Here is a 23001-nt window from a genome sequence, read left to right on the forward strand (position 1 = left end):
AGGGACATGGACTGCTACTTTTGTGATGATTGCAGTCCATCCTCATTTTTCTCTCTAGACCTTGAAACCACCCTGCTAAATCCCCCACGAGTGGGGGACTTTGAGCCAAGACTCCAGTTTCAAAGTCCCCCAGATTGGGGGATTTAGGGGGCAGAAGCCGCTGACAACGAAGCGAAAAACTCGTCGAACTCACGTTAATTTAATCGTTATCTCCAATCCTTCCAGTTGAGATTGAAAATTGAGGTATTGGGAAACGCTGTGGGATTACCATTCGCATTTAAGCGTTTTTGCAACTGCTCTAAATTGGCATTCACTCTGGGTAAGTTTTCGATTAACTGATACGGCATCGTTCCCGTTTCTAATGCAAACGATGCAGTTGTTCCAGCAGCGGCTCCGGCTGACCACTCGATCGAGTGAACCCGATATGCCGATGCGCTAATATGATCCATCGCGATGCTCTTGCCAGCGACCAGCAAATTATCGATCTTGGGCGGAATCATCGCCCTTAAAGGAATCTGAAACGGATAGGTTTCATCGGCTCCCTGGCGCTCTCCGGGACGTTCTTGATTGCCCGGTTTTTCGGGCGGCGACTCGACCATGCAAGGGTGAAAATCGAGATTGTAGTGACCGATGCCCACACTGTCAGGATAGATGTGAGCGCGCGATCGCCACTGCAATTCTTGAGGAGAGATCTTGCCTCGAATCACGTCGATCGTCCGTAACCCCGCCAGTGCAGTTGCTAAGTTTCGATAGGTTTCCTCTGAAAGATTCTCGCGATAAAAGGGCGTGTCACGAAAGCTTTTGCGAGAGGCTGAGATTTCGTCGATCGCAAACCCATTGGAATAGCCGTAGGCATAACGTCCGATTAGCCGTCGCGACTCGCGAATATAAGGATATTTTGACAACCCGTGAGCCGTGCCCATTGGCGAATCGAATCCTTTGAGAAACCGCACATTCGGAAACGGTTTCTTGATGGGCAGTTTTGCATCGCTCGTGCCTGCTAAAAACCAATAGAAATAGCCCAGGGCTTGTTCTTCACCGCCTTGTAGACTGCTAACTCGTAGCCCGCCTTGCCAACCTCCGGGCGTAAGCTGTCCTGTTTCGGCAAGCTGCTGTCGCGTGTAGAGATAATTGTCGGCAGATGTACCCGGAGCATAGTCATTGCCCCAGTTCCAATTCTGCATTGAGATGTCACCGGGGGCGATCGTTTTCGACCCCGCGCTATTTTGAGTGCTTAAAATACGCCGATAGGTAAACACCAATTCTGGAGCCTGAGCATATTGATTAGAATTAAAGCTGTAAGACTTGGCATATTGTGGATAAAACGCAGGCGGTTCAGCAGTTTGGGGCGTTGCAGTTGCCTCCATTGCAAACGTATAAGTAAACGCTTGGGGACAATAAGGATCATCGCTAGCACTAGACGAAGACGGATTAGTATAAGACAACCCATCAATGCCAAGACGATAAGGTAAATCTGCTAGCGCTAATAACTCTCCAGTTTCGGTAGCTTCGACGACATACCACTGACCCGACGCTGGCGGCACAAAGCGAATAATGGTTTTTTTAAACCGCGATGAATCGTCTTCGCTATAGGTGTCGGCGATCGTTTGTGACAACGGCTCTGTGTTCAACGGCGACGCACCTGCTGCGGGACTGTGCTGAATGCTTCGCGCTGATTGAATCTGCTGCCCAGTGCCAACGGTGCCGACTTGCAGATCTTTCACCACTGTATTGGGGAAAAATTGCAGCTTCCCCTTCCCCTGTTTCTCGGCTTCTCTCAGCATCTTCTGCAAAATTTCGTGCCCGTCTTTGGGCAAAAAGCAGACTGCACTCACCCAGCAATTTCCGGGGGTTTTTTGGTTTTTGTGACGATCGACCAATCGCTGCCGAAACTCAACATAGCCCTGCGGAAAATAAAGCTCCACTCGCTGAGTTTTCTTCTCATCTAGTGCCGACGTGCCCTGCGCCGAAACCTGCCCACCCAGCCAATCGCTGATCTCAGTCAGACAGACGCGATGACCCGATTTTAGCGATTCATAAGCCGTTGCCACACCCGCTAATCCGCCTCCAGCCACCAGCACATCACAAACGACCTCGCGATCGACCGATCTGGCAAAAGCTTGCGGTCCGGGAGTGAGCATTGCAGACGTTAAAGACAACCCTAAAGCCAAACGAATATAAAATTTCATCACGGTAAACTCAAATGAAATGGCATTGTAGAGTGAGTTTGGCAGCGTCGTAACCTACCGTTTGACATTTATTTCAGCGTGAATTCGATGAAGCTTTTCGCTACGGTTGCCAATCTGGGCTGCCCCCTAAATCCCCCAATTGGGGGACTTTGAACCTAAATTCTGGGCTTGAAGTCCCCCAGAATGGGGGATTTAGGGGGCTGAAGCGCTGAAGAACGAAGCGAAAGAACTCATCGAACTGACGTTATTTCACTCTTCGATCGCGATCTTCAAAAAAAGTGCCCACTTTACAAAGATTTCTCCTCACAAAATGGGCACTGATTCAGAATTTTAAGGCTTAAACCTGATCAACCAGGCTCGGCTTCAGCCTTGGGGTTGGCAACTCACAATCTTCTAACGAGACGGGCACAGGTTCAACGTGCCAGATGCTCTTGCAATACTCGCTGATCGTGTAGTCTGATGAAAATTTACCCATTCGTGCCACATTTAAGATCGACATCCGCGTCCACTGGGTCTGGTCTTGATAGGCTAGACTCACCTTCTCTTGGCAATCGACATAAAACTGGTAGTCTGCCAGCAGCATATACTCATCTTTATATAAGAGTGAGTCTACGATCGACTTAAACAGCGCCGGTTCTTTAGGCGAGAAGAAGCCAGACGCAATCTGATCAATCACCGTTTTGAGTGCAGCATTGTTGCGGTAATAAGCTAGAGGATTGTAGCCCTGCGCCTTCATTGCCATCACTTCTTGAGCATCTAGACCAAAGAGGAAGAAGTTTTCCTCGCCCACTTCTTCGCGGATCTCGACGTTAGCCCCGTCAAGCGTGCCGATCGTCAGTGCCCCACTCAGCGCAAATTTCATATTTCCGGTGCCAGAGGCTTCTTTTCCAGCGGTCGAAATCTGCTCAGATAAGTCGGCAGCCGGATAAGTAATTTGACCCAGCGAAACCGAGAAGTTGCTTAAGTACACGACTTTCAGCAGCCCTTTGACATCGGGATCATTGTTCACCACTTCGGCGACGGAGTTGATCAACTTGATCACGAGCTTCGCCATGAAGTAGCCAGGAGCCGCTTTGCCGCCAAAGATAAAGGTTCTAGGAACGTCAGAAGGGCTGGCTCCGTGCTGTTTAATCCGGTTGTATAGAGTGATTACATGCAGCGCATTTAGCAGTTGCCGCTTGTATTCGTGAATGCGTTTAACCTGCACATCAAACATTGAATCAGGATCGATTTCGAGATTGTTATCGCTCTGGATATAATCTGCAAGGGTGCGCTTATTATCTTGCTTGATCTCACGCCACGTTTTTTGAAACTCAGCATCATCAACAAACGCTTCGAGCTTTCTCAACTCTGACAGATCTTTAACCCAGCGATCGCCAATCTTGCTCGTAATCAAGTCTGAGAGTTTAGGATTGCTCATCAGCAGCCAACGGCGCGGGGTGACTCCATTGGTTTTGTTTTGAAACTTCTCTGGATACATCTCATAGAAGTCGTGCATCACATCCCGCTTCAGCAGCTCTGTATGCAGGGCGGCAACCCCATTGGTAGTGTGACTGCCGACAAATGCCAGATATGCCATGCGAATGTGCTTGTCGTCGCCTTCCTGGATCAGAGACATGCGCTCAAGTCGGTCACGATCGCCCGGAAACTTGCGCCGAATCTCATCTAAAAAGCGGTTATTGATTTCGTAAATGATCTCTAAGTGGCGAGGCAGCAGCCGCCCAAACAAGCTAACTGACCAGCGTTCTAGTGCCTCAATCAGCAGAGTGTGATTGGTGTAGGCGAAGGTCTGACGGGTGATATCCCAAGCGCGATTCCAGTCGAGCGCGTGTTCGTCGATCAAGAGTCGCATCAGTTCGGCGACCCCGATCGAGGGATGCGTGTCGTTTAGCTGAATCGCTACCTTGTTTGAAAACTGGTCAAAATTATCGTGATTGCGGAGATACGATCGAATAATATCTTGCAGCGAACAAGACACAAAGAAGTATTGCTGCTGAAGTCGCAGTTCTTTTCCTTGCGGCGTATTGTCGTTGGGATAGAGCACCTTTGAGATGTTTTCTGAAAACGTCTTCTCGGCAACCGCTTGAGTATATTGACCCGCATCAAAAACCTGGAAGTCGAAGTCTTCGCTGGCTTTAGCACTCCAAAGGCGCAGGGTGTTGACGGTGTTGTTGCGATATCCGGGTATCGGCGTATCGTAAGGAACGCCATACACAGTGTCTTGGGGAACCCACCGCACTCGATAACCGCCCTGAGCGTCAGTGACTGCCTCGGTGTGTCCACCCAGCTTAATTTCGACGGTGTAATCGATGCGAGCAATTTCCCAGGGGTTGCCATAGCGCAGCCAGTTGTCGGGGCGTTCACGCTGCCAGCCATCCACAATAAACTGGTCAAAAATGCCAAATTCGTAGCGAATGCCATATCCCATCGCGGGGATTTCTAGGGTCGCTAACGAGTCTAAAAAGCAGGCGGCGAGTCGTCCGAGTCCACCGTTGCCTAAACCGGGTTCTTCTTCTTGCTCTAGCAGATCTTCCAGATTTAGCCCCATTTTTTTGGTGGCTTCTTTCATCTCGTCGTAAATGCCCAAGTTGATCAGGTTATTGGCTGAGAGCCGCCCGACCAGAAACTCGGCAGAGAGATAATAGACGACTTTGGTGTCTTTCTGGAAATAGGTTTGTGCGGTTTTAATGCGGCGATCGGTCAGGCGATCGCGCACGGTGTAAGCCAGCGCCATGTAGTAATCGTTTAGCGTGGCAAACTGCTCATCTCTGCCCTGAATGTAATAGAGGTGGTCTATCAGGGCTTGCTTGAGGTTTTCCAGCGTCATTCCTGTGCGATCGTTCTTACCCAACATAGGCTATTCGCTTTCTCCTACAAATCATCGGCGTGAGTTTATCCGCATTGGGCACCTTACAACTGGCGATTGCTCAGAAGAAGTAACCAGCACTACAGTAAACGATGATTTTAGCAAACTGAGGGAAGTTAAACAAAATAACAGAAAGACGGCTGAACGCCCACCAGGGATCGCCGTTTTTCGTTCTCAATCTTGTTTTTCTAGCTTGCGTGTTTGTTGGAGATGTGCGATCGAGAACTGTCGGCAAGACATTTCAAGAATCGTGGATTTATTAAAGTGCAACTTCTGCCCTCACCCTAGCCCTCTCCCTAAGGAGAGGGAACAAGAGTTCTGGCTCCCTTCTCCTTGGGGAGAAGGGTTGGGGATGAGGGCAAAAGGCTAAAACGTAGCCTGAACACTGTGCGGTTTTATTTAGTTCATGATCTTAAGTTGATTTAATCAAGCAAGGTCTTTCAGCACTAAACCTAGCATTTCTACAATTTGATCGATGTGTTGTTTTTCGATGATCAACGGAGGCGACAGCGCAATAATATCGCCTGCCGTGCGGACTAATAATCCATTCTCAAAGCAGCGCACTAGGCAATCATAAGCGCGACTTCCGACCTGGTTAGGAATTGATTCCAATTCGATTCCAGCTACTAATCCAAGATTGCGAATATCAATGACGTGAGGTAGCCCTTCAAGCGAGTGAACTGCGTCTTCCCAATAGCTAGACAGACTATTTGCCCGATCGAACAAACCCTCTTCTTCGTAGATATCTAGCGTCGCTTGAGCAGCTGCACAGGCAAGCGGGTGCCCCGAATAAGTGTAACCGTGAGAAAGTTCGATCGCGTTCTCTGCCCCGTGCATAAACGCATCATAAATGCCGTCTCGCACAAACACCGCTCCCATTGGCACCGCCGCATTGGTAATGCCTTTTGCAACCGTCATTAAATCGGGGATGACTCCAAAATAATCGGTGGCAAAGCCTTTTCCTAAACGCCCAAATCCGGTAATCACTTCATCAAAAATCAGCAGAATGCCGTGACGATCGCAGATCGATCGCAATCGCTCTAAATAACCCTGGGGCGGAACTAAAACTCCCGTCGAGCCAGCAACGGGTTCGACAATGACGGCTGCAATGGTAGAAGCATCATGAAGGGTAACCAGTCGCTCTAGCTCATCTGCTAAATGTGCGCCCCACTGTGGCTGACCGCGAGTAAAGGCGTTGCGCTCTAAATTGTGGGTATGAGGCAGATGATCAACCCCCGGAAGCAAGCTGCCAAAAGACTTGCGATTAGGAGCAATGCCCCCGACTGAGATGCCACCAAAGCCGACCCCGTGATATCCTCGCTCTCGCCCGATCAATCGCGTCCGGCTGCCTTCTCCGCGCACTCGATGATAAGCCAGGGCAATTTTAAGGGCAGAATCGACGGCTTCAGATCCAGAATTTGCGAAAAAGACGTGATTTAAGTCTCCGGGCAACATCTTCGCGAGGCGATCGGCTAACGCAAAGGGAGCGGGATGACCCATTTGAAATGTGGGGGCAAAGTCGAGAGTTGCTGCCTGAGTTTGAATCGCGGCGATAATTTTTTCGCGGCAATGTCCGGCGTTAACACACCACAATCCTGCTGTGCCGTCTAGCACCTGACGATCGTCAACAGTTGTGTAATACATTCCTTTCGCAGATGCCATTAATCGAGGCTGCGATTTAAACTGGCGATTGGCAGTGAAAGGCATCCAGAAAGCATCCAGGCTATCTGGTATCGAAGACGTGACAAGATCTTGCATAGTGAGTTTTTACTAAACTTTGAATAAAACTTGAATAAACAACAAAACGACCCTCACAATGATTGTAGAATTTAACGGGATATATAATTAATTCAAAAGCGATCAAGGGACTCCGCACTGACTGCCTCGCCCCTATCTCTGCAAGCTTGCGCTTTTACTCAGCCGCTTTCTTGCGACCTCTGGTTGAGGGGGTTTTAGAAGCTGTTTTGGTCGTTGTAGATTTAGTTGCCGCAGGTTTTGCTTTTGCTGCTGGCGCAGATTTTGCAGGAGTTTTAGCGGCAGGTTTGGCGCTTGCGGTTGTGGTGGCGCGAGTGCTTTTTGCAGGAGCTTTTTCGACAGCAGGTTCTGCCTTTGCTGCGGCTCCATTGTCGCTGCCATTCGTTAAGGTTACGGTTTCTGGGTTGAGTGTGATGCCTTGCGTTTTACGTCGTCTTCTCGTTTTGGGTTTGCTGCCGTCTTTGTCTTTGCGTGCAGATGAGAGGTAATATTTCAGCGTTGACGGACTGATTTCCACTCCCTTTTCCGTTAGCATTTTTGAAACTTCTGCGTAGCTATAGCCACGGTCGAGCGCTGCTGAAATCGGTTCTTTGAGCAAATCGATCGCTTCTCGCAGTGACCAAATTTCTTTAGGCTTTTCGGGTAAACCTTCCAAGATTGAAGATGCACTGCTGATTGCACCCTTTGACACTAGCGTTGATGTCGGTGATCTCCGTTTGGTTGTTGCCATTTTATTATCCTAAATAATTGAGTGATGTGGACTGGTTTCTTTAGGTATCCCGTAACCAGGGGTTTTAAACCGATGAATTTTGAAAAAAGATGTGTGACTCGTGGAGACTGCTGATTGATTTTTCAATTCGCGAGTCGTTGACGATGCTGTCACCATCATGACCATCGTCGTCAATTATAGAGACATTATTAGAATCTGGAATCAAATCTTAAAAAAATCGCTTCTAGGATTAGATGAATCGATCGTTTTGGTTGCTTTAAGAGTCACCGCAGCTTTATCAATGTCACCACTTTAATGATCGCTAGTAGGTCGTGTCTTCTCTTTTGCTCAAGAATGAGCGATGTTAGTTAATTTGTATCCCTGAGATTGATTGGACTGCTAACCCAGGCGTTGGGCGATCGTGCAAAATACTGGAGCAAGCAGCAACGCCGGAAGAAATGCCGCGATACTCAACTGCGTGATTTTTAGTAAGTTCAATCCCAATCCCATAATCATTAAACCGCCGACCCCAGAAGTTAATAAGACTTGAGGCGCGTTCGCTGGGTCGGGCAACACTTGCGCTAAGAATCCGGCACAAAGAGACAAGCCACCTTGATAAAGCAAGATTGCAATGCTAGAAAATCCGACCCCGATGCCATAACTGCTGCTGAGAGCGATCGAGGCTAGTCCATCCATTGCAGATTTGATTGACAACAGCGCATGGTCGCCTGACAAACCATTGTTGAGACTGCCTAAGATAGCCAGAGGGCCAATGCAAAATAGCAAGCTAGCGGCGACAAATCCTTCAGTAAAATTGCCGCCGCCCTTAACGAGATCGCGGAGCCAATTACCAACTTTTTGTAGCTGTGTTTCGATGCGCCACCATTCACCGAGCAGACCGCCCAGCACGATCGCTAAGAGTCCAATGATCACCCCATCAATCTGACCCGCTTTCACTTTTAATAAACTGCCTGCCAGAGTCACCCCTAAAAATAGCGTTAGCAAGCCAAGTCCTTGAGTGATGATGCGCTGCATCCGATCGGGCAGACTTTCGGTTAAGACTAGCCCGATAAGGGTGCCTCCGAGAATGGTAGCGACATTGATCCAAGTGCCGCTTGTTTTGTCCCATAGGGTGAGTGCTGCGGGGTGAATCAGAAGGTGAGTGAGTGGAAATATCAAGACGTAGATTTCCTCGAAAGTGACTCGCTTGTTCAGGGTAAGTTTAATTGGGTCGATCGGGCAGGTTATTGAACAGAATTTGCTGGATAGATTTAGCGGAAATTTTCGATTAGCTAAACGTAACGGCGATCGATTCTGTGTGATTAGGAGCGATCGCCATTACGTTTAATCGATATCTAGGTGGATAGGTGGAATTAAATAGAAGACCCTTCTTCTCCCCAAGACTACTGTATACACACAAATTGTTTTGGGTTCCGATTGCTAGGGGTTCGTCCCCTAAATCCCCCATTCTGGGGAACTTTCAGACAGAAGGAAATTTTAGGGAAGATGGGCACTTTTGTAGAAGCTCATCACTCATTAGTTTTACGAATTCTCAGCGCATCCGGGGCACCACTCCTGACATTATTTCTGCGGCTCGGCAACTTCGGCAGAACCTCACCCCGGCTGAAAAGATATTGTGGCAGGCTCTAAAAAACCGCCAACTGAACGGTTGGAAGTTTCGTGTTCAGCATCCAATCGAGTCTTTTATCGTCGATTTCTATTGTCCTCACCATCGATTGATCATTGAACTGGATAGTGATGTCAGATTTAAGGGGTGTTCTCCAGACGATCGTCACCGTGATCGAAATCTAGCTTCATCCGTTCAAAGTCCCCCAGAATGGGGGATTTAGGGGGCACAAGCCGACTGAAACGAAGCGAAAAAACTCGTCGAACTGACGTTTATTTAATGTTGAATTGTTTTGGGTCTGGCTCAATTGCCACATCAAAGACAACGATAAACTGAGCTTCTAACAGAATCTTGTGAATGGGAACAGCAGGCAAAGCGCTTAAACGGGTATTAGCGACCTACAGAATCAGTCAAATTCAACTAGCATCTACGATGGGGATTGCTTCTGGAAATATTAGCCGATGGGTGAACGAAAATCGAGATCCTTCTGCTGAATCGGCGATCGACATCCGAGATGCGCTTGAAACGATTGATCCAGATGCAGCAAAGGCATTTACTCTTCTTTATTGGGAGAGGCGGATCAATGACGAAAAAGAGTGACTGGAGCGATCACAAAACGGTGAGATAAGTCTCTTTGCCATCGCGAGGCAGCACTCTCAATCGTTGGTTTTGCAAGTCTGGCTCTAATCCCAAATCTTCAAGGGGAATTAACCCCAACAAAGGGTCTTGCCCTGCGGGTAGCTCAATGCAGTTAAAAGTGCCTTCTCGTCCTTCAACGGTCAGACTGAGTTCTCTAAAGGTGCGGACTTTTTGCACACCGATCGCGATTTTGACATCGACTTCTCCTTGCAGAGGCAATCCCAACTGGCTAATGACATCGGCAGGCAGGCAAAGTCGAGTTGCACCTGTGTCTGCCAAAACATCTTCTAAAGTGACAGAGCGAATCTCGTTAGGGGGAATGAATCCTCGATCGGCAAGAATTTGGTCAATCCGATTAATAAGGATAATGGTTGTCGTAACTTTTCCTGTTGGTGTAGGGGTTGTTACTGACATTGTATTTTTTCTGGTCAAAGTTGCCCCAAAACGATCGCGCTTCTATTCTTATTATTGTAACAGAAAGGGGCGATCGCGTTTCGGCTAACGATTAAATTACTCTACTCGCTGGAAGATAAAGGACATGAGGTTTTCGTTGATCTTCGGGCTGCGGATTTCCTAAAACTCGTTTCTGAGCATCTAGCCAGATTACGACTTTAGCGTTGCTAGGATAATAGGCTTGAACAAAGCTAATGAAATCGTCGATCGTGCAAGGTTTCGTAGTCCCACCCATATAGTCTTGATGAAACCGTTCATGGACTTCGACATCTAGGGTAAGCAGATTATTTTCAACATCTGCCAGATGAGGATACCCATTTTGAGAATATAAGTGATGCGCTGATAACTTAAGCCTGTCAACACGGTTCTTCTTCTGACCAGTCACCTGACAAGTATTGTGATCTCGCTTTTTAACTTTGTCCATTGCTGTTTGGATGCGCTTTTCGCGGTTTTGAATCTCAGCTACGATGTCAGAAATTTGCGGGCCAACTACTACTCCGACATCCCCACACCATTCTTGACGATTCTTCTTAGACTGGCATTCTTTGAAGGAGTGAGATAGCTTAGAAATACCTGACAAGGAGAAGTGCAAGCCTCCCTTATCCACAAAATCCTCAAAATCTTCGCCTTTAATCAGAGGATACTGAGTTTTTTGAGTGTGTTCAGCCATCTTGCTTAAGTAGTCAGACCGAGTTTTGAAAATTGTTACAAGGTCAGACCTCGAAACAAAGAACTGTCCATTACGCTTAATTAGCGATGAAGAGTTATCAAGAATGTGCTTTTTGATAAATGCTTTACTAATTTCTCTTTTAGTGTGTGTAAACCATTCTGTCAGACGTTGCCAAAATGTTTGCTTTTGCGTTGCTTCGAGATAGCGAGCGATCGTGTAAGCGCCTGATGAGGTGTATTCTCGTAACCCAGTAGTTTTATTAACTACTTTGTAATCTTTGCCTTGAGTTAACTCCCACTCATCATCTGGGATTGAGTCAAAGAATTCCTCAGCATCAATGAGGTCTTGAGTGGCAATTTTTAATGTCTCGACCAACTTTTGAGAGGTGATATATAGTTCTGCCATTTCTAAAACCTTTCAGTAAGACTCTTATAAAACACGTTCAGACGAGCGAAAACTTGAGCATCGCCTGTGTTAGGAACATCTGGGTGGTAGACTCTGCTTAGGTCGTGGTAGGCAGACTTAATATCCTCTGAAGTTGCTGTCTGAGGATTTAATCCAAACGCCTTCCACACAAGATCGTATTTAAAGATGTTGATGCCATTGACACAGCCATAGCCAGTTTCGTTTTCTTCTTCTGGCAAAACGCCGATAAACTTGCGATACAGCTTTTCCCAGCCATCTTTCTTGCTGAAGTCAAGTTTCTCCATGCCGCTCGTCGCCATCTCGAAGGAGCCGGATTTTCTTAATTCTTTGACATCTTTAACGCCAAAATGACCAAGAATGGCTTCTTTGAGTTGAGTTAAGGTTAAAGGCTTAACTTTTTTAGGCTTAACAACTTTCGGTAGCTTGGGTTTAGGATCTTTCTTTTTATGATTCTCAATAATAAATTGAGCAAATTCTTCGAGAGTTGCCGTGTCTACACTTTGGGCTTCTGCGATTCGAGCAATCTCAGTTTGAATCAGTTGATTGAGTGTGATTTTAGGCATTATTTTTTCAACAGTTGTACTTTTAATACTCTGTTGTACCTCCTTTGGACGAATTCCGGTTGCTGTCATTTTCCAAATCCTTAATAACGTCGATCGAAGCCTCCACTCATCCGCATCAAACTCTGCCACAAGACAGCCTGACGGTGTGTGGTTAAATCACTTAGGTGCGTTCTGTAATTGAAATCTCAGCTTTAGTTTAAGTCACTTCACAAAGGTCTGTTTTCAGTGAAATCACTTGAATCTTGCCAGGAAACATAAAGTCTTTAAGAGCTAAACGATCGCAATGTGAAGACTTACCGACTCGAACACGCGAAGCTCAGAGAATCTCCTGATCGTGATATCCCCTAACGTACCCCGATGCAGACTTCCGCTAACTCTCCAGAAAGTCGATCGCGTTACGCCCGATCGAGTCCGCTATACAAACCCAACGCTGCGAGAAGCGCCACAAAATGCCCTGCGATGCCGTTCATGTTTGCCATCGCGACGAAGACATCGACCGATCGAATAATCCGAGTCGGATCGTAAATCGCAACGCCTTGAGGCTGAGTAATCGACTTTGACAGCAAGACACCCAAAGAAGCTCCACCGCCCAAAATGGACACCGCTAATCCCACCAATCCGACCATTACACCTAAACGTAAGACCTGCATCACATCAGCTTTTTTAGGGTGAACAGCAGAATTTGAATTGCGGAGCCGTCTGGCAAATCGGGTGTAGCGGAACGCTAAGAAAAGGCTAAACAACAGCACTGCCAATCCGCAGGTTGCCCAAAAAATGCCAATGCCCAAGCCCGGAGTCACCCCTTGAGCCACACCTCCGCCCGGAAGAGGAGTCTCTGCCGATCGGGTAAAGTTTCTCCCAGAGATGGCAAACGCTAACAGCAGCCCTGATGCGGCGGCGAACACAAGCTCTAACCAAAAACTCGCCCAACCCGCAAGGCGCAACGCGGTCGCAATCCGCTGAAGTTTGTGAGAATCGTGATTGTGGGCTTCTGGTTGGGTTTGCATGGTGATCACCGTTGGTCTAGACACTAACGCTGCACATACATTACCGCGATTTATTTTAGGAGGCGACTCTCTCAAGAGAGAACAATATTGGGGTTAAGGGGCAGAACAGCAAGTCTATTAACGTCACGTCAGTTCGACGGGGTTTTTCGCTTCGTTGTCAGCGGCTTCTGCCCCCTAAATCCCCCATTCTGAGGGACTTTGAACCGGAAATTTTGGCTTGAAGTCCCCCAAACTTGGGGGATTTAGGGGGCGCAATAGACTCGTAACGAAGTCGTCGAGTTCACGTTCTACTAAAACCCAGCGGCGACACCCTCACCTCTTGGATCAGCCGCGCCTTCTAAAGAGCCATCGGGCAGAACGACGATCGCGTTAGCATTTCCCCAATCTGATCGTTCTTCAATTCGATGTCCTCGTCGTTTTAATTCGGCGATCGTCAGCGTATCTAATCCCCACCGTTCAACGTTGAGGCGATCGGGGAGCCATTGATGATGCACACGCGGAGCCGCGACTGCTTGGCGAACATCCATCTCGTAGACCAACACGTTTAACAAGATTTGCAACACCGTTGTAATGATCGTGCTGCCACCCGGTGAACCTGCCGCTAATCGCAAGCGACCGTTTTGAGTGACGATCGTCGGAGTCATACTCGATAGCGGAATTTTGTTGGGTGCGATCGCGTTGGCATCTCCGCCCACCAGTCCAAATGCGTTGGGAGTATTGGGCGCGATCGCGAAGTCGTCCATTTCGTTGTTTAAGACGATGCCTGTTCCTTTTGCGACAACTCCCGCACCAAAACCGAGATTCACGGTGAAGGTCAGGCTGACGGCATTGCGATCGCGATCAACAACGGTGAGATGACTCGTTTCGACTGATTCTTTAGTCAAGCGTTGCAGCACTGCGGGGTCAACTGCCTTTACCTGAGTGGACGGCGTTGCTTTTTGAGGATTGATTTCCTGTCGTCGTTTTTGAGCATAGACCGGGCTGATCAGCGCCTTAACTGGGACTTTGACAAAAGCAGGATCACCGAGATAAGTCGCACGATCGGCGTAAGCAATTCGCATCGACTCGACCAACAAATGCAGCACATCGGGATTGTGCCATCCCATAGTCTTTAAATCTGTATCGCCAATTATGTTGAGGATTTGCAGCAAATGCACCCCTCCCGAAGAAGGTGGCGGCATTGAGCAAACTCTCGCTTTACGAAAATCACCGCACACCGGATCACGCCAAGTCGGACGATATTGCTGCAAATCTTTTTTTGTAATCAATCCGTTATTCGCTGCCATATCGTTGGCGATCGCTGTCGCAATAGTTCCCGTATAAAAATCTTGAGGATTTTGAGACACCGATCGTAGCGTGGCGGCTAATTCTGATTGCACTAACCGATCGCCCGTTTGATAAATCTTTCCTTTGTGAGTAAAAATTTTCTGTGCATCAGGATTTTTGAGTAGCGTTTGCTGATGCATCTCTGTTGCTTCTATAAACCGCCAACTCACCGGGAATCCATTTTCTGCTAATTGAATCGCAGGAGCCATCACAGTTTTCCAGGGTAAGCGTCCATATTGACGATGCACTTCATAGAGTCCTGCGATCGTGCCCGGTGTCGCCACTGCCAAATATCCATTCGTACTCGCGTTGGGGCGCACGTTTCCTTGTCTATCCAAATACATTGTTTTCGTAGCTTTGAGCGGCGCACGTTCTCGAAAATCTAATGCCTTTGTCTCATTGTTTTTTGCCTGATACATCAGCAGAAATCCACCCCCACCAAGCCCTGCCGAAAATGGCTCTACGACCGAGATTGCAAAGGTTGTGGCAACGGCTGCATCCACGGCGTTTCCTCCCTGTTGCAGCATTGACAGCCCCGCTTGAGTCGCGAGAGGATGGGCAGACGTGACCATGCCTTGATTTGCCCGATCGAGCAGGGCAGGCGTTGGAGAAATCGCGATTGCGGCAGCCGATCGTCCTAACCCTAACGAGATGACAACGAGAGCGCAAGTTCTGTGAAACGAGCCGATGTATTTCATAGTGATCCTAAAATTGTTAACCCTGATAGTGCGATCGCTAACCAACTCAAGAAACTTATTTGCGTCAACTGTAAGGCTTGCCGAATTCGATCTGGGGTAATGGGTCGAGTTGGCTCACCTAAGAGAGGTTTATGCTTTTCCACGCCGCGATACCAATTAATGCCGCCGACTTGCACTTCCAACACAGCCGCATAAGCACACTCACTCCAACCAGAGTTTGGGCTAGAATCTTTGGGCGCATCTCGCTGGCAGAGTCGCCAAACTTCGCGAGGTTTTCTAGACAGCAACGCTAAGGTCAACACCGTTAACCGACACGGAAGCCAGGTCAAAAAATCATCTGTTTTAGCGCTACACCAACCGATATCTTGATAAGGTGCCGTCTGATATCCCACCATCGAATCTAATGTACTAGCAGCTTTATAAGATAAGGCTAATGGAACGCTTCCAACAAATGGTAGGAATGCGCCGAGCGACGCATAAAATAACGGAGACATGACACCATCGATCGCGTTTTCTGTCACAGTTTCTAATACGGCTCGGAGAATATCTGATTCAGAAAGGTTTTCGGTATCGCGTCCGACATATAGCTTTAGCTGAGAACGCGCCCGATCGAGATCCCCATCTGCCAGAGGTCGTAACACATCTTCAGCCGCCGATCGTAAACTTCGCCCCGCAAAACAACTCGCTAACAAAATACTCGAAATCGCAACGCCTAACACTGGATGTAATGCTTTTGAGAATTCTACGATCGTCCATCCGATTACACTGCTACCCACGACAATGAGAATAGTTAGAATCACGCCTGCAAATCGCAATGAAGCTGGCTGACTGAATTCCTTTAAAGCAAGCTCGGTATAGTGAGCGATCGCCCACCCGATTACCTGAACCGGATGCAGCCATCCCCAAGGATCGCCAATCAGATAATCGAGGAGAGCCGCGATCGCTAAAACACTCATCCCCAACTTTTCACTAGACCACAAAACTCGCCTCCTCTCCCTGTGCGGCTTGCCAGCTTCGGGCATCGTAGTAGAGATCTTCTAGAGAGATTTCGTAAAGCGCTGCGTTCAGCTTTTTGTGAAGTCGATTCCATAAGCTAAACGTTACCCAGTCTTCGGCCTGCGCTCCGTCAGGCACATGATGAGGCAACGGTTCTACGCTTTCTCCCACAGCCTCTAAAATTTGCCCTAGTGAGATCTGCCCTGGCGATCGTGCTAGTTGGTATCCGCCTTGAGCACCGCGCACAGAAAGTACTAGCTCTGCTCGTCGCATCTCAATCAACAGTTTCTCTAAATAAGGAGCTGGCAGATTCTGTCGTTGCGCGATCGCTCTCACTGACGTAGGGCCATACCCTGGCTGAAAGCTGAGATCCAACAAAGCTTTAACGCTATAGTGTCCGCGAGTCGTTAACTTCAAGAGTGTCTAGTGTGGAGGGTCTTAAGCTTAACAGGACTTTAAGCATCTCCCACTAACGCCGCAATTTTAATAGCTCTTGAGGAGACGCAATCAGCTTAACTTTTAAAAAGGTAATCTCTTGTTGAGAATTTAAAGTAAATAGCCATGCCACATTTACGCCAAACCAAGGCGTTTGCACTCGCCCCGTCACTTCGATCTCAGGGCAGCCATCCTCTAAAACTTGCTTAATCACTCCCTGCTGAGGTTGAGCCGTAATGCCTTTTGCCTCGACTTTGAGATAGTCAGCGATCGCGTCTCGTCCTTCAATTACCGATTCAAACGGCGGATGCAGTGCCCCGTTGACCGCAAATTGCTGACTGGTCGCCTCAAAATCGCCCACATTAAACGTTTCAAAATAGTTGATCAGACTAGGCTCTGTAATACCTGCGATCGCGCTTGATTCAGGTTGGAGTGCGATCGCTACATCATCCTTAACACTTTGCATATCGATAGAACATTATGGTTTATATGGTTTATATGGACGTTAAACAAAAAGGCAGGAATTGTCCTGCCTCTAGAGAGATATTTGACTAATGAGGTGACCCAGAAATCGCGCCTCGATCGCTTTTATAATGCAACATAAATTAATAAATGGCAACTAAAATTTACATCTACGTGGATCTGTACAGAATTTCTGGGTTGACATTTTGTACCAATTTCAAAAACAATAATTAAATTGCCATTAGGTGAATTACCCGACGCTCATCGCTAGGCGATAGAGCGCGGGCTTCCAATTTCAATGGGAGCAACCTCGGAGTTCGTGGATTTTTTACGTCCAGAACCCTTTGGATTTACACTCCCTCGATTGGCAGTAGCGCTGATTCCCAACGCCAATAATCGCAAGCCTTCATTTCTGATGTTGATTGCTGCATTCACGTCTCGGTCATGCCTCTGACCACAGTGAGGACAATCAAATGCACGAACAGAGAGATCCATCTTTGGGATCTGTAGCAGCGTGTTTGAGCAAAGATGAGACGACGGGAAAAACCTGTCTACTTCAAGGTAGGTCTTACCGTCAAACTCTGCTTTGTACTTCAGCATCGTGCAGAATTTACCCCATCCAGCATCGCTAATAGCTTTAGCTAGGGTGTGATTCTTCACCATGTTCTTAACTGCCAGATTTTCCACCACAACAACTTGGTTTTCGTTGACTAGCTTGCGAGATAGTTTGTGGAGAAAATCTTCTCTGACTCGTGTGATCTTGCTGTGAACCTTGGCAACCATCTTCCGTGCTTTAGCGCGGGTCGTGCTGCCTTTCGCTTTCCGAGAAAGCTTTTGCTGTTTGCGTTTTAGGTTCTTGGCGTGTTTCTTAAGGTGTTTAGGATTGCAAAACTTAGAGCCGTCTGAAGTGACGACAAAATCAATCAATCCCAGATCGATGCCAACGGCTTTTCCGTCACTCGTGATTTCAGGTTTGGCAATGCCATCATCCATCAACAAAGAGGCATAGTAACGCCCGTCTGGAGTCTTAGAAACCGTGACCGTTTTGAGTTTGCCGTCAGGGAGTTCCCGATGAATCTTGGCTTTCACGATTCCTAAGAAGCCGGGAAACTTGATGGTCGATTCACTCTCAACTTTGACGTTTTGAGGATACTGAACCGACTGGCGATTAAACTTGCTCTTGAAAGTGGGATACTTCGCCCGTCCTTCAAAGAAGTTTTGGAACGCTTGAGAGAGATTCAGAACGGATTGCTGCAAGCACTGAGAGTAGGTTTCTTTCAGCCATTCAAACTCTTTCTTCAGTTCGGGTATGCGTTTCTTCATGTCGTAAGCAGACACGCCTTTACCCGTCTCTTTGTACGTCTGAGACATCACAAAAAGCAACTGATTCCACAGCCATCGCGTTGCGCCAAAATCTTTGGACAACTGAATAACTTGCTCATCAGTCGGGTAAATTCGTACCTTTGTTGCTTTCAACATATCTGCATCTTAGCACAAATCAAGATTATTGATAAGCATACTCCGTGGTGAGTGCTGAGAGATAGGACGCTGGATCGAGCGCCCCTGGCTTTCATCCCACACCAACGAAACGTTATGGTGTGGGGATTCCCGCCGAATCAGCTAAACTAACAGTGGCAGCGTTTGTAATAGGGCGTTGCTGAATGCAAGTATGAATCTGTCTATCGAGGCTGAACCCTTTCGCCCCCTAAATCCCCCAATTTTGGGGGACTTTAAGATTCTGGTTCCCCTCAAACTTGGGGGGCTAGGGGCAATTCATATTTGCATTCAGCAACGCCTGTAATAGAGATTACGCATGACCGATCGCGCCTCAAATCTAACAGACCGAATTAAGCAAAAAGCCTTAGAAGTTGGATTTCACAAAGTTGGAATCGCGATCGTTCCTGTCAACTCAGACGACGAAAAAGCGGCTGTAACTTCTCTGCAAAGCTGGCTCACTCAGAATCATCAGGCAGATATGGCGTGGATGGCAAACCCCAAAAGACAAGATCTTCGCTTAGTCATGCCCGAAGCTCGATCGCTGATTTGTGTTGCCCTTAACTATTACACCGCTCACGATCGGCCCGAAGGCAATGACTATGCCAAAATTTCTCGCTACGGCTGGGGTCGGGACTATCACCGAATTTTGCACAAAAAACTCAAGGCGCTGTCTACCTGGCTAGAGGCACAAGGCGACGACATTCGCGCCCGTTATTATGCAGACACTGGGCCCGTACAAGACAAATTTTGGGCGCAGCAAGCAGGCATCGGCTGGATCGCGAAAAACAGCAACGTGATTACGCGAGACTATGGCTCGTGGGTGTTTTTAGGCGAAGTGTTAACCAATTTAGAACTCATTGGCGATCGTCCTCATACTTCTCACTGCGGCACCTGCACTCGCTGCCTCGATGCTTGCCCAACCGGAGCGATCACGCAGCCGTTTGTCGTCGATGCCAATCTCTGCATTGCCTATCACACGATCGAAAACCGCGCCGAAACGCTTCCCGAAACGATTACTCCTCATCTGGGCGGTTGGGTGGCTGGGTGCGATATTTGTCAAGACGTTTGCCCCTGGAATCAGCGATTTGCCCAAGAGAGCGATGTCGCTGATTTTCAGCCCTACCCTGGCAATGTTGATCCGACCCTCACCGAGTTAGCAGAGTTGTCAGATGAAGAGTACGATCGCCGCTTTCCCGCTTCTGCCCTCAGACGAATTAAACCCGCTATGATGCGCCGCAATGCTCGCTCAAACTTAAGGATCGATGTTGAATAGCGTGTCTTCGATGACTAGGGCATGATAGAGATATTCAACCCATATATTAAAGCTTTAGGAGAGGGAAACGGGTGGCTGCAACCGACTTTAAAGACTATTACGCGCTTCTAGGCGTGACCAAGACTGCCAGCGCCGACGAAATCAAGAAAGCCTTCCGTAAATTGGCACGGCAATATCACCCCGACATGAATCCGGGTGACAAGGCAGCAGAGGCTCGGTTTAAAGAAATCAATGAAGCCTACGAAGTTTTGTCTGACAGTGATAAGCGCCAAAAATATGACCAATTTGGGCAATATTGGCAGCAGGCCGATCGAGCCGGGGCACGAGGCGGACGATCGCCCTTCAACACCAACACAAGTCCCGGTTTTGATGAATTTGAATTTGGGCGCTACGGCAGCTTTGACGAATTTGTCAATGACTTACTGGGGCGAGTCGGAACTGGCTACGGTCGAACTGCCGATCCGTTTAGCGGTTATCGCACCTCGCCGGGGACTAGCTATGACGGCGGTGGTGTAGGCGTAAATCTAGATGTTGAAGCGACGATTACGCTGACGTTTTCAGAAGCATTTAATGGCGCACAAAAACGGTTGAGCATTGGCAGCGAAACCTTTGATGTCAACATTCCGGCAGGTGCCAAAACCGGGACTCGGATTCGGATGCGCGGCAAGGGGCGACCTAGCTCTCACTACACGACTCAACGCGGCGATCTCTATCTGATTGTCGAACTCGCGCCGCATCCGTTCTTTCAGCTTGACGGAGACAACAATTTAGTCTGTGAAGTTGCGATCGCCCCCGATGAAGCCGTTTTAGGAACTCAAGTTGAAGTCCCGACCCCTGATGGTATGGTGAAAGTCAACGTTCCCGCAGGCGTACGATCAGGGCAATCTCTGCGACTGCGGGGCAAGGGTTGGAAAAACCTCAAAGGAGAGAGAAGCGATCTGATGCTCAAACTGACGATCGTGCCACCCAAAGAGTTGAACGCGATCGAGCGAGAATCTTATGAGAAGATCCGCGACAATCGAAGTTACGATCCGCGCAGCAATCTCAAAGGAATCAAGCTGTGACGGGACTCGATGCTGGAGCCGATGATTACCTTGTTAAACCGTTTGGCATGGCAGAACTGCGGGCACGGCTTCGAGCATTGCAGCGGCGATCGCCCCAGATCCAGCCGCCACAACTCCAGGTTGGCAACCTCAGATTAGATTATGGGGTTGATTCTCAGCCTGTTTGGACTGGCTGCTTACCATTTTCTGACCAAAGCGCACTGGTATGCTCTACATCACGAATTAGAATCTGTTTCAGGCACACATTCACGATGGGCTAGAGCCGATGCTCGAACAGCCTGGAGGGCCATTGCCAGCGCCATTACTCAAGCACATCAGGGTAGTGCAGGTTTATAGTGTCTTGGGGCAAGACAGCACATTCACCCTCCGCTTACCTTTAGGCATAAAGTAACACCCTTCGGCTAAATCCAACAGCGCCAACACGCAAACAATCAGCACAACAATGTGACGCACAGCAACTCCTCTATGGGTAAGAATATGCAAACACTTTACGTAACGATCGCCGTGACAAATTCCCTCTGGCGAGAGAGGCTTAGTTTCTGGCAGAGACATAGCCTGATTTCATACTGATTTCATTTTTTTGGGCTGTCTTGTAGAAAGAGGTGGTTAACGCTACATCAAAGTTAAGGAATCCGGCCAAAATACGGCTTCCTGCATTTGACTCTCCAGCCGACCAGACGGTTGAGAATAAAAGGTGTCAATAAAATTCGTAGGTGAAGGATGAATCGCTCAATGCTCAAAACAAGTTTGCTCGGACTCTCGATCGGTGCAGTTATTGCTATTAGTGGACTCACCGCTTGCTCAAACGCTACTCAAAACTCAACCTCTAATCAAAGCCCCGCTGCAACAGGTTCACCTATGGCAGGCATGTCAGAGATGGATCACAGCAACATGAAGGGCGGCATGATGAATATGGATTTAGGCCCAGCCGATGCAAACTTTGATCTGCGCTTTATGGATGCGATGATTCCACATCATCAGGGAGCCGTGAAAATGGCGCAAGAGGCGCTGCAAAAATCAAAGCGACCTGAAATCAAGAAACTCGCTCAATCGATTATTGTTGACCAAGACAAAGAGATTGCCCAAATGCAGCAATGGCGCAAGTCTTGGTATGCCAATGCGTCTAGCACTTCGATGGCGTGGAATAGCGGAACCAAGGGCATGATGCCAATGTCGAAGGATCAAATGAATGGCATGATGATGAATATGGATTTGGGTGCAGCCGATGATCAGTTTGACTTGCGGTTCATCAATGCGATGATTCCGCACCACGAGAGCGCGATCGTCATGGCAAACGATGCCCTGCAAAAGTCAAAACGTCCTGAAGTTCAGAAGCTTGCGACCGCGATCGTCTCTTCTCAACAAGCCGAAATTGATCAGATGAAACAGTGGCGCAAAGCTTGGTATAACCAATAGTCCATTTCATTCTAATTTCATCTTTAGCTGTCACATTGGATAGTTAATGCACTGTTAGGATTCACCATGCCGAGTCTTGCTGTTTCTGTTTCCTTTTCGATTCGCCGTCTTTCAGCGACGCTGCTAACGCTCGGATTGTTGTCAGGAAGCCCTGCGATCGTTCTCGCGTACGGCGGGCATGGCGACGAATTTAAAGGCGGATCGATACAATCGTCTGGAATTCAAGTCGATGCAGAAACAGCACAGCGGCTCGGTTTGAAGGTGGAACCTGTGACACGGCAGCGATTAGCGTTTGGGGTGAACACAACGGACAAATTGAATCGTTGCCCAATCGTCAAGTTGAGGTGACAACTCCAGTATGCGGAACGGTGCTACTTCCCCGGCGCACCGCGCTCGAATCGGGAACCAAATTGGCAGAAGCACGGGCAAACTTATCGAAAGCTGAGAGTCGGTTGTCGGTGTCGGAGGCACAAGCCCAACTGCAACGGGCCCAATCGCATCAGCACGATCGCGCGTCGAACTCGGTGGACAAACCTACGCAACTCGGCTACGTCAACTTGGAGCTAATGCCAACGCAGACGGCACCATTACGATCGCGGCTCCGATTGCTGGCACAGTTGCCGATCGAGAAGCGACAACCGGGGAATCGGGACAAGATGTAGGTAAGAAGATTTTAACGATCGTGAATGGCAGCAGTGTGCAAGCATCGAGCAACATCTACGAAAAAGATCTTAATCAAATTCGGGTCGGTCAGTCGGTGCGGGTCAAAGTTAACGGATTGCCTGATCGTAGCTTCGGCGGGCGGATTAGCATTGTTGGCTCGACCGTGCAAGGTGACACTCGCGTTGTGCCTTTGACACTCCCCAGCCCTAAAGGGACGGGGATTCTTGGCTCAACGAAACCACTTAACCTAGAGTCCTTGCGTCGTCA

At 48.3% G+C, this 23001-nt stretch carries 23 protein-coding genes and 1 pseudogene; 9 read left to right on the forward strand and 15 right to left on the reverse strand.

Features of this window, described 5'->3' with window-relative positions; genetic code table 11:
• Positions 1-206: 206 nt before the first annotated feature.
• From C7B65_RS24295 to C7B65_RS24315, 5 genes are all read right to left on the reverse strand, one after another.
• The gene (locus C7B65_RS24295) at positions 207-2189 is read right to left on the reverse strand and encodes an FAD-dependent oxidoreductase (protein WP_073075049.1); all 1983 of its coding nucleotides are present in this window, start codon (positions 2187-2189) and stop codon (positions 207-209) included.
• Positions 2190-2526: 337 nt separating this feature from the next.
• Complete coding sequence (locus C7B65_RS24300; RefSeq protein WP_073075050.1) at positions 2527-5043, reverse strand: glycogen/starch/alpha-glucan phosphorylase; 2517 nt, start codon at positions 5041-5043, stop codon at positions 2527-2529.
• A gap of 438 nt (positions 5044-5481) precedes the next feature.
• The gene (gene aptA / locus C7B65_RS24305; RefSeq protein WP_073075051.1) at positions 5482-6813 is read right to left on the reverse strand and encodes an omega-aminotransferase AptA; all 1332 of its coding nucleotides are present in this window, start codon (positions 6811-6813) and stop codon (positions 5482-5484) included.
• A 154-nt stretch (positions 6814-6967) separates the two neighbouring features.
• Entirely contained in the window at positions 6968-7540 is a 573-nt protein-coding gene (locus C7B65_RS24310) for an RNA polymerase sigma factor (protein WP_073075052.1), read from the reverse strand.
• A 378-nt stretch (positions 7541-7918) separates the two neighbouring features.
• Positions 7919-8698: a DUF554 domain-containing protein gene (locus C7B65_RS24315; RefSeq protein ID WP_223257504.1), complete on the reverse strand. Its 780-nt coding sequence runs from the start codon at positions 8696-8698 to the stop codon at positions 7919-7921.
• Positions 8699-8886: 188 nt separating this feature from the next.
• Between C7B65_RS24315 and C7B65_RS29730 the strand changes: the two genes are divergently transcribed.
• Both C7B65_RS29730 and C7B65_RS24325 read left to right on the forward strand, forming a co-directional pair.
• Entirely contained in the window at positions 8887-9369 is a 483-nt protein-coding gene (locus C7B65_RS29730) for an endonuclease domain-containing protein (protein ID WP_223257505.1), read from the forward strand.
• A gap of 134 nt (positions 9370-9503) precedes the next feature.
• Positions 9504-9746: a helix-turn-helix domain-containing protein gene (locus tag C7B65_RS24325; protein WP_073075053.1), complete on the forward strand. Its 243-nt coding sequence runs from the start codon at positions 9504-9506 to the stop codon at positions 9744-9746.
• Between the two features lie 9 nt (positions 9747-9755).
• Here C7B65_RS24325 and C7B65_RS24330 read toward each other — a convergent pair whose 3' ends face one another.
• The 9 genes from C7B65_RS24330 to C7B65_RS24370 all read right to left on the reverse strand — a co-directional run bounded on the left by C7B65_RS24330 (position 9756) and on the right by C7B65_RS24370 (position 18300).
• Positions 9756-10199: an aspartyl protease family protein gene (locus C7B65_RS24330; protein WP_073075054.1), complete on the reverse strand. Its 444-nt coding sequence runs from the start codon at positions 10197-10199 to the stop codon at positions 9756-9758.
• A gap of 91 nt (positions 10200-10290) precedes the next feature.
• Entirely contained in the window at positions 10291-11313 is a 1023-nt protein-coding gene (locus C7B65_RS24335) for a hypothetical protein (RefSeq protein ID WP_073075055.1), read from the reverse strand.
• Positions 11314-11315: 2 nt separating this feature from the next.
• The gene (locus C7B65_RS24340; RefSeq protein ID WP_223257506.1) at positions 11316-12026 is read right to left on the reverse strand and encodes a J domain-containing protein; all 711 of its coding nucleotides are present in this window, start codon (positions 12024-12026) and stop codon (positions 11316-11318) included.
• Between the two features lie 266 nt (positions 12027-12292).
• Positions 12293-12904: a DUF3611 family protein gene (locus C7B65_RS24345; RefSeq protein WP_073075057.1), complete on the reverse strand. Its 612-nt coding sequence runs from the start codon at positions 12902-12904 to the stop codon at positions 12293-12295.
• A 290-nt stretch (positions 12905-13194) separates the two neighbouring features.
• Complete coding sequence (gene ggt, locus C7B65_RS24350; protein WP_073075058.1) at positions 13195-14928, reverse strand: gamma-glutamyltransferase; 1734 nt, start codon at positions 14926-14928, stop codon at positions 13195-13197.
• Complete coding sequence (cbiB, locus tag C7B65_RS24355) at positions 14925-15908, reverse strand: adenosylcobinamide-phosphate synthase CbiB (protein WP_317615848.1); 984 nt, start codon at positions 15906-15908, stop codon at positions 14925-14927. Before cbiB ends, ggt begins: the two co-directional genes overlap by 4 nt.
• The gene (locus C7B65_RS24360; protein WP_073075060.1) at positions 15898-16341 is read right to left on the reverse strand and encodes an Rrf2 family transcriptional regulator; all 444 of its coding nucleotides are present in this window, start codon (positions 16339-16341) and stop codon (positions 15898-15900) included. Before C7B65_RS24360 ends, cbiB begins: the two co-directional genes overlap by 11 nt.
• Before the next feature lie 52 nt (positions 16342-16393).
• Positions 16394-16825, reverse strand: coding sequence for a nuclear transport factor 2 family protein (locus C7B65_RS24365; protein ID WP_073075061.1), 432 nt, complete (start codon positions 16823-16825; stop codon positions 16394-16396).
• A 263-nt stretch (positions 16826-17088) separates the two neighbouring features.
• Positions 17089-18300, reverse strand: coding sequence for an RNA-guided endonuclease InsQ/TnpB family protein (locus C7B65_RS24370; protein WP_073075062.1), 1212 nt, complete (start codon positions 18298-18300; stop codon positions 17089-17091).
• 334 nt (positions 18301-18634) lie between these two features.
• Here C7B65_RS24370 and queG point away from each other — a divergent pair, with 334 nt between their 5' ends.
• The 3 genes from queG to C7B65_RS29735 all read left to right on the forward strand — a co-directional run bounded on the left by queG (position 18635) and on the right by C7B65_RS29735 (position 20915).
• Positions 18635-19591 carry a tRNA epoxyqueuosine(34) reductase QueG gene (queG, locus tag C7B65_RS24375; protein WP_073075063.1) on the forward strand — a complete coding sequence of 319 codons (957 nt, stop codon included), beginning with the start codon at positions 18635-18637 and terminating at the stop codon, positions 19589-19591.
• Between the two features lie 71 nt (positions 19592-19662).
• Positions 19663-20655 carry a DnaJ C-terminal domain-containing protein gene (locus C7B65_RS24380; RefSeq protein ID WP_073075064.1) on the forward strand — a complete coding sequence of 331 codons (993 nt, stop codon included), beginning with the start codon at positions 19663-19665 and terminating at the stop codon, positions 20653-20655.
• Positions 20652-20915 carry a response regulator transcription factor family protein gene (locus C7B65_RS29735; RefSeq protein WP_425320474.1) on the forward strand — a complete coding sequence of 88 codons (264 nt, stop codon included), beginning with the start codon at positions 20652-20654 and terminating at the stop codon, positions 20913-20915. The genes C7B65_RS24380 and C7B65_RS29735 overlap by 4 nt, the downstream gene beginning before the upstream one ends.
• A 70-nt stretch (positions 20916-20985) precedes the next feature.
• Here C7B65_RS29735 and C7B65_RS27510 read toward each other — a convergent pair whose 3' ends face one another.
• Positions 20986-21207: a hypothetical protein gene (locus tag C7B65_RS27510; RefSeq protein ID WP_143162117.1), complete on the reverse strand. Its 222-nt coding sequence runs from the start codon at positions 21205-21207 to the stop codon at positions 20986-20988.
• Between the two features lie 168 nt (positions 21208-21375).
• Here C7B65_RS27510 and C7B65_RS24390 point away from each other — a divergent pair, with 168 nt between their 5' ends.
• The 4 genes and pseudogenes from C7B65_RS24390 to C7B65_RS29840 all read left to right on the forward strand — a co-directional run.
• Positions 21376-22071: a DUF305 domain-containing protein gene (locus C7B65_RS24390; RefSeq protein WP_073075065.1), complete on the forward strand. Its 696-nt coding sequence runs from the start codon at positions 21376-21378 to the stop codon at positions 22069-22071.
• 66 nt (positions 22072-22137) lie between these two features.
• Positions 22138-22419, forward strand: a complete 282-nt coding sequence (locus C7B65_RS28975; protein ID WP_073075066.1) for a hypothetical protein — start codon at positions 22138-22140, stop codon at positions 22417-22419.
• Positions 22395-22733 (forward strand): hypothetical protein, encoded by a 339-nt coding sequence (locus C7B65_RS29835; RefSeq protein ID WP_483407032.1) that lies wholly within the window; start codon positions 22395-22397, stop codon positions 22731-22733. Before C7B65_RS28975 ends, C7B65_RS29835 begins: the two co-directional genes overlap by 25 nt.
• Before the next feature lie 20 nt (positions 22734-22753).
• Positions 22754-23001: pseudogene (locus tag C7B65_RS29840) on the forward strand (hypothetical protein); the annotation flags it as partial.

Origin of the sequence: Phormidesmis priestleyi ULC007 (assembly GCF_003003695.1) — a bacterium.
GTDB lineage: Bacteria > Cyanobacteriota > Cyanobacteriia > Leptolyngbyales > Leptolyngbyaceae > Phormidesmis_A > Phormidesmis_A priestleyi_A.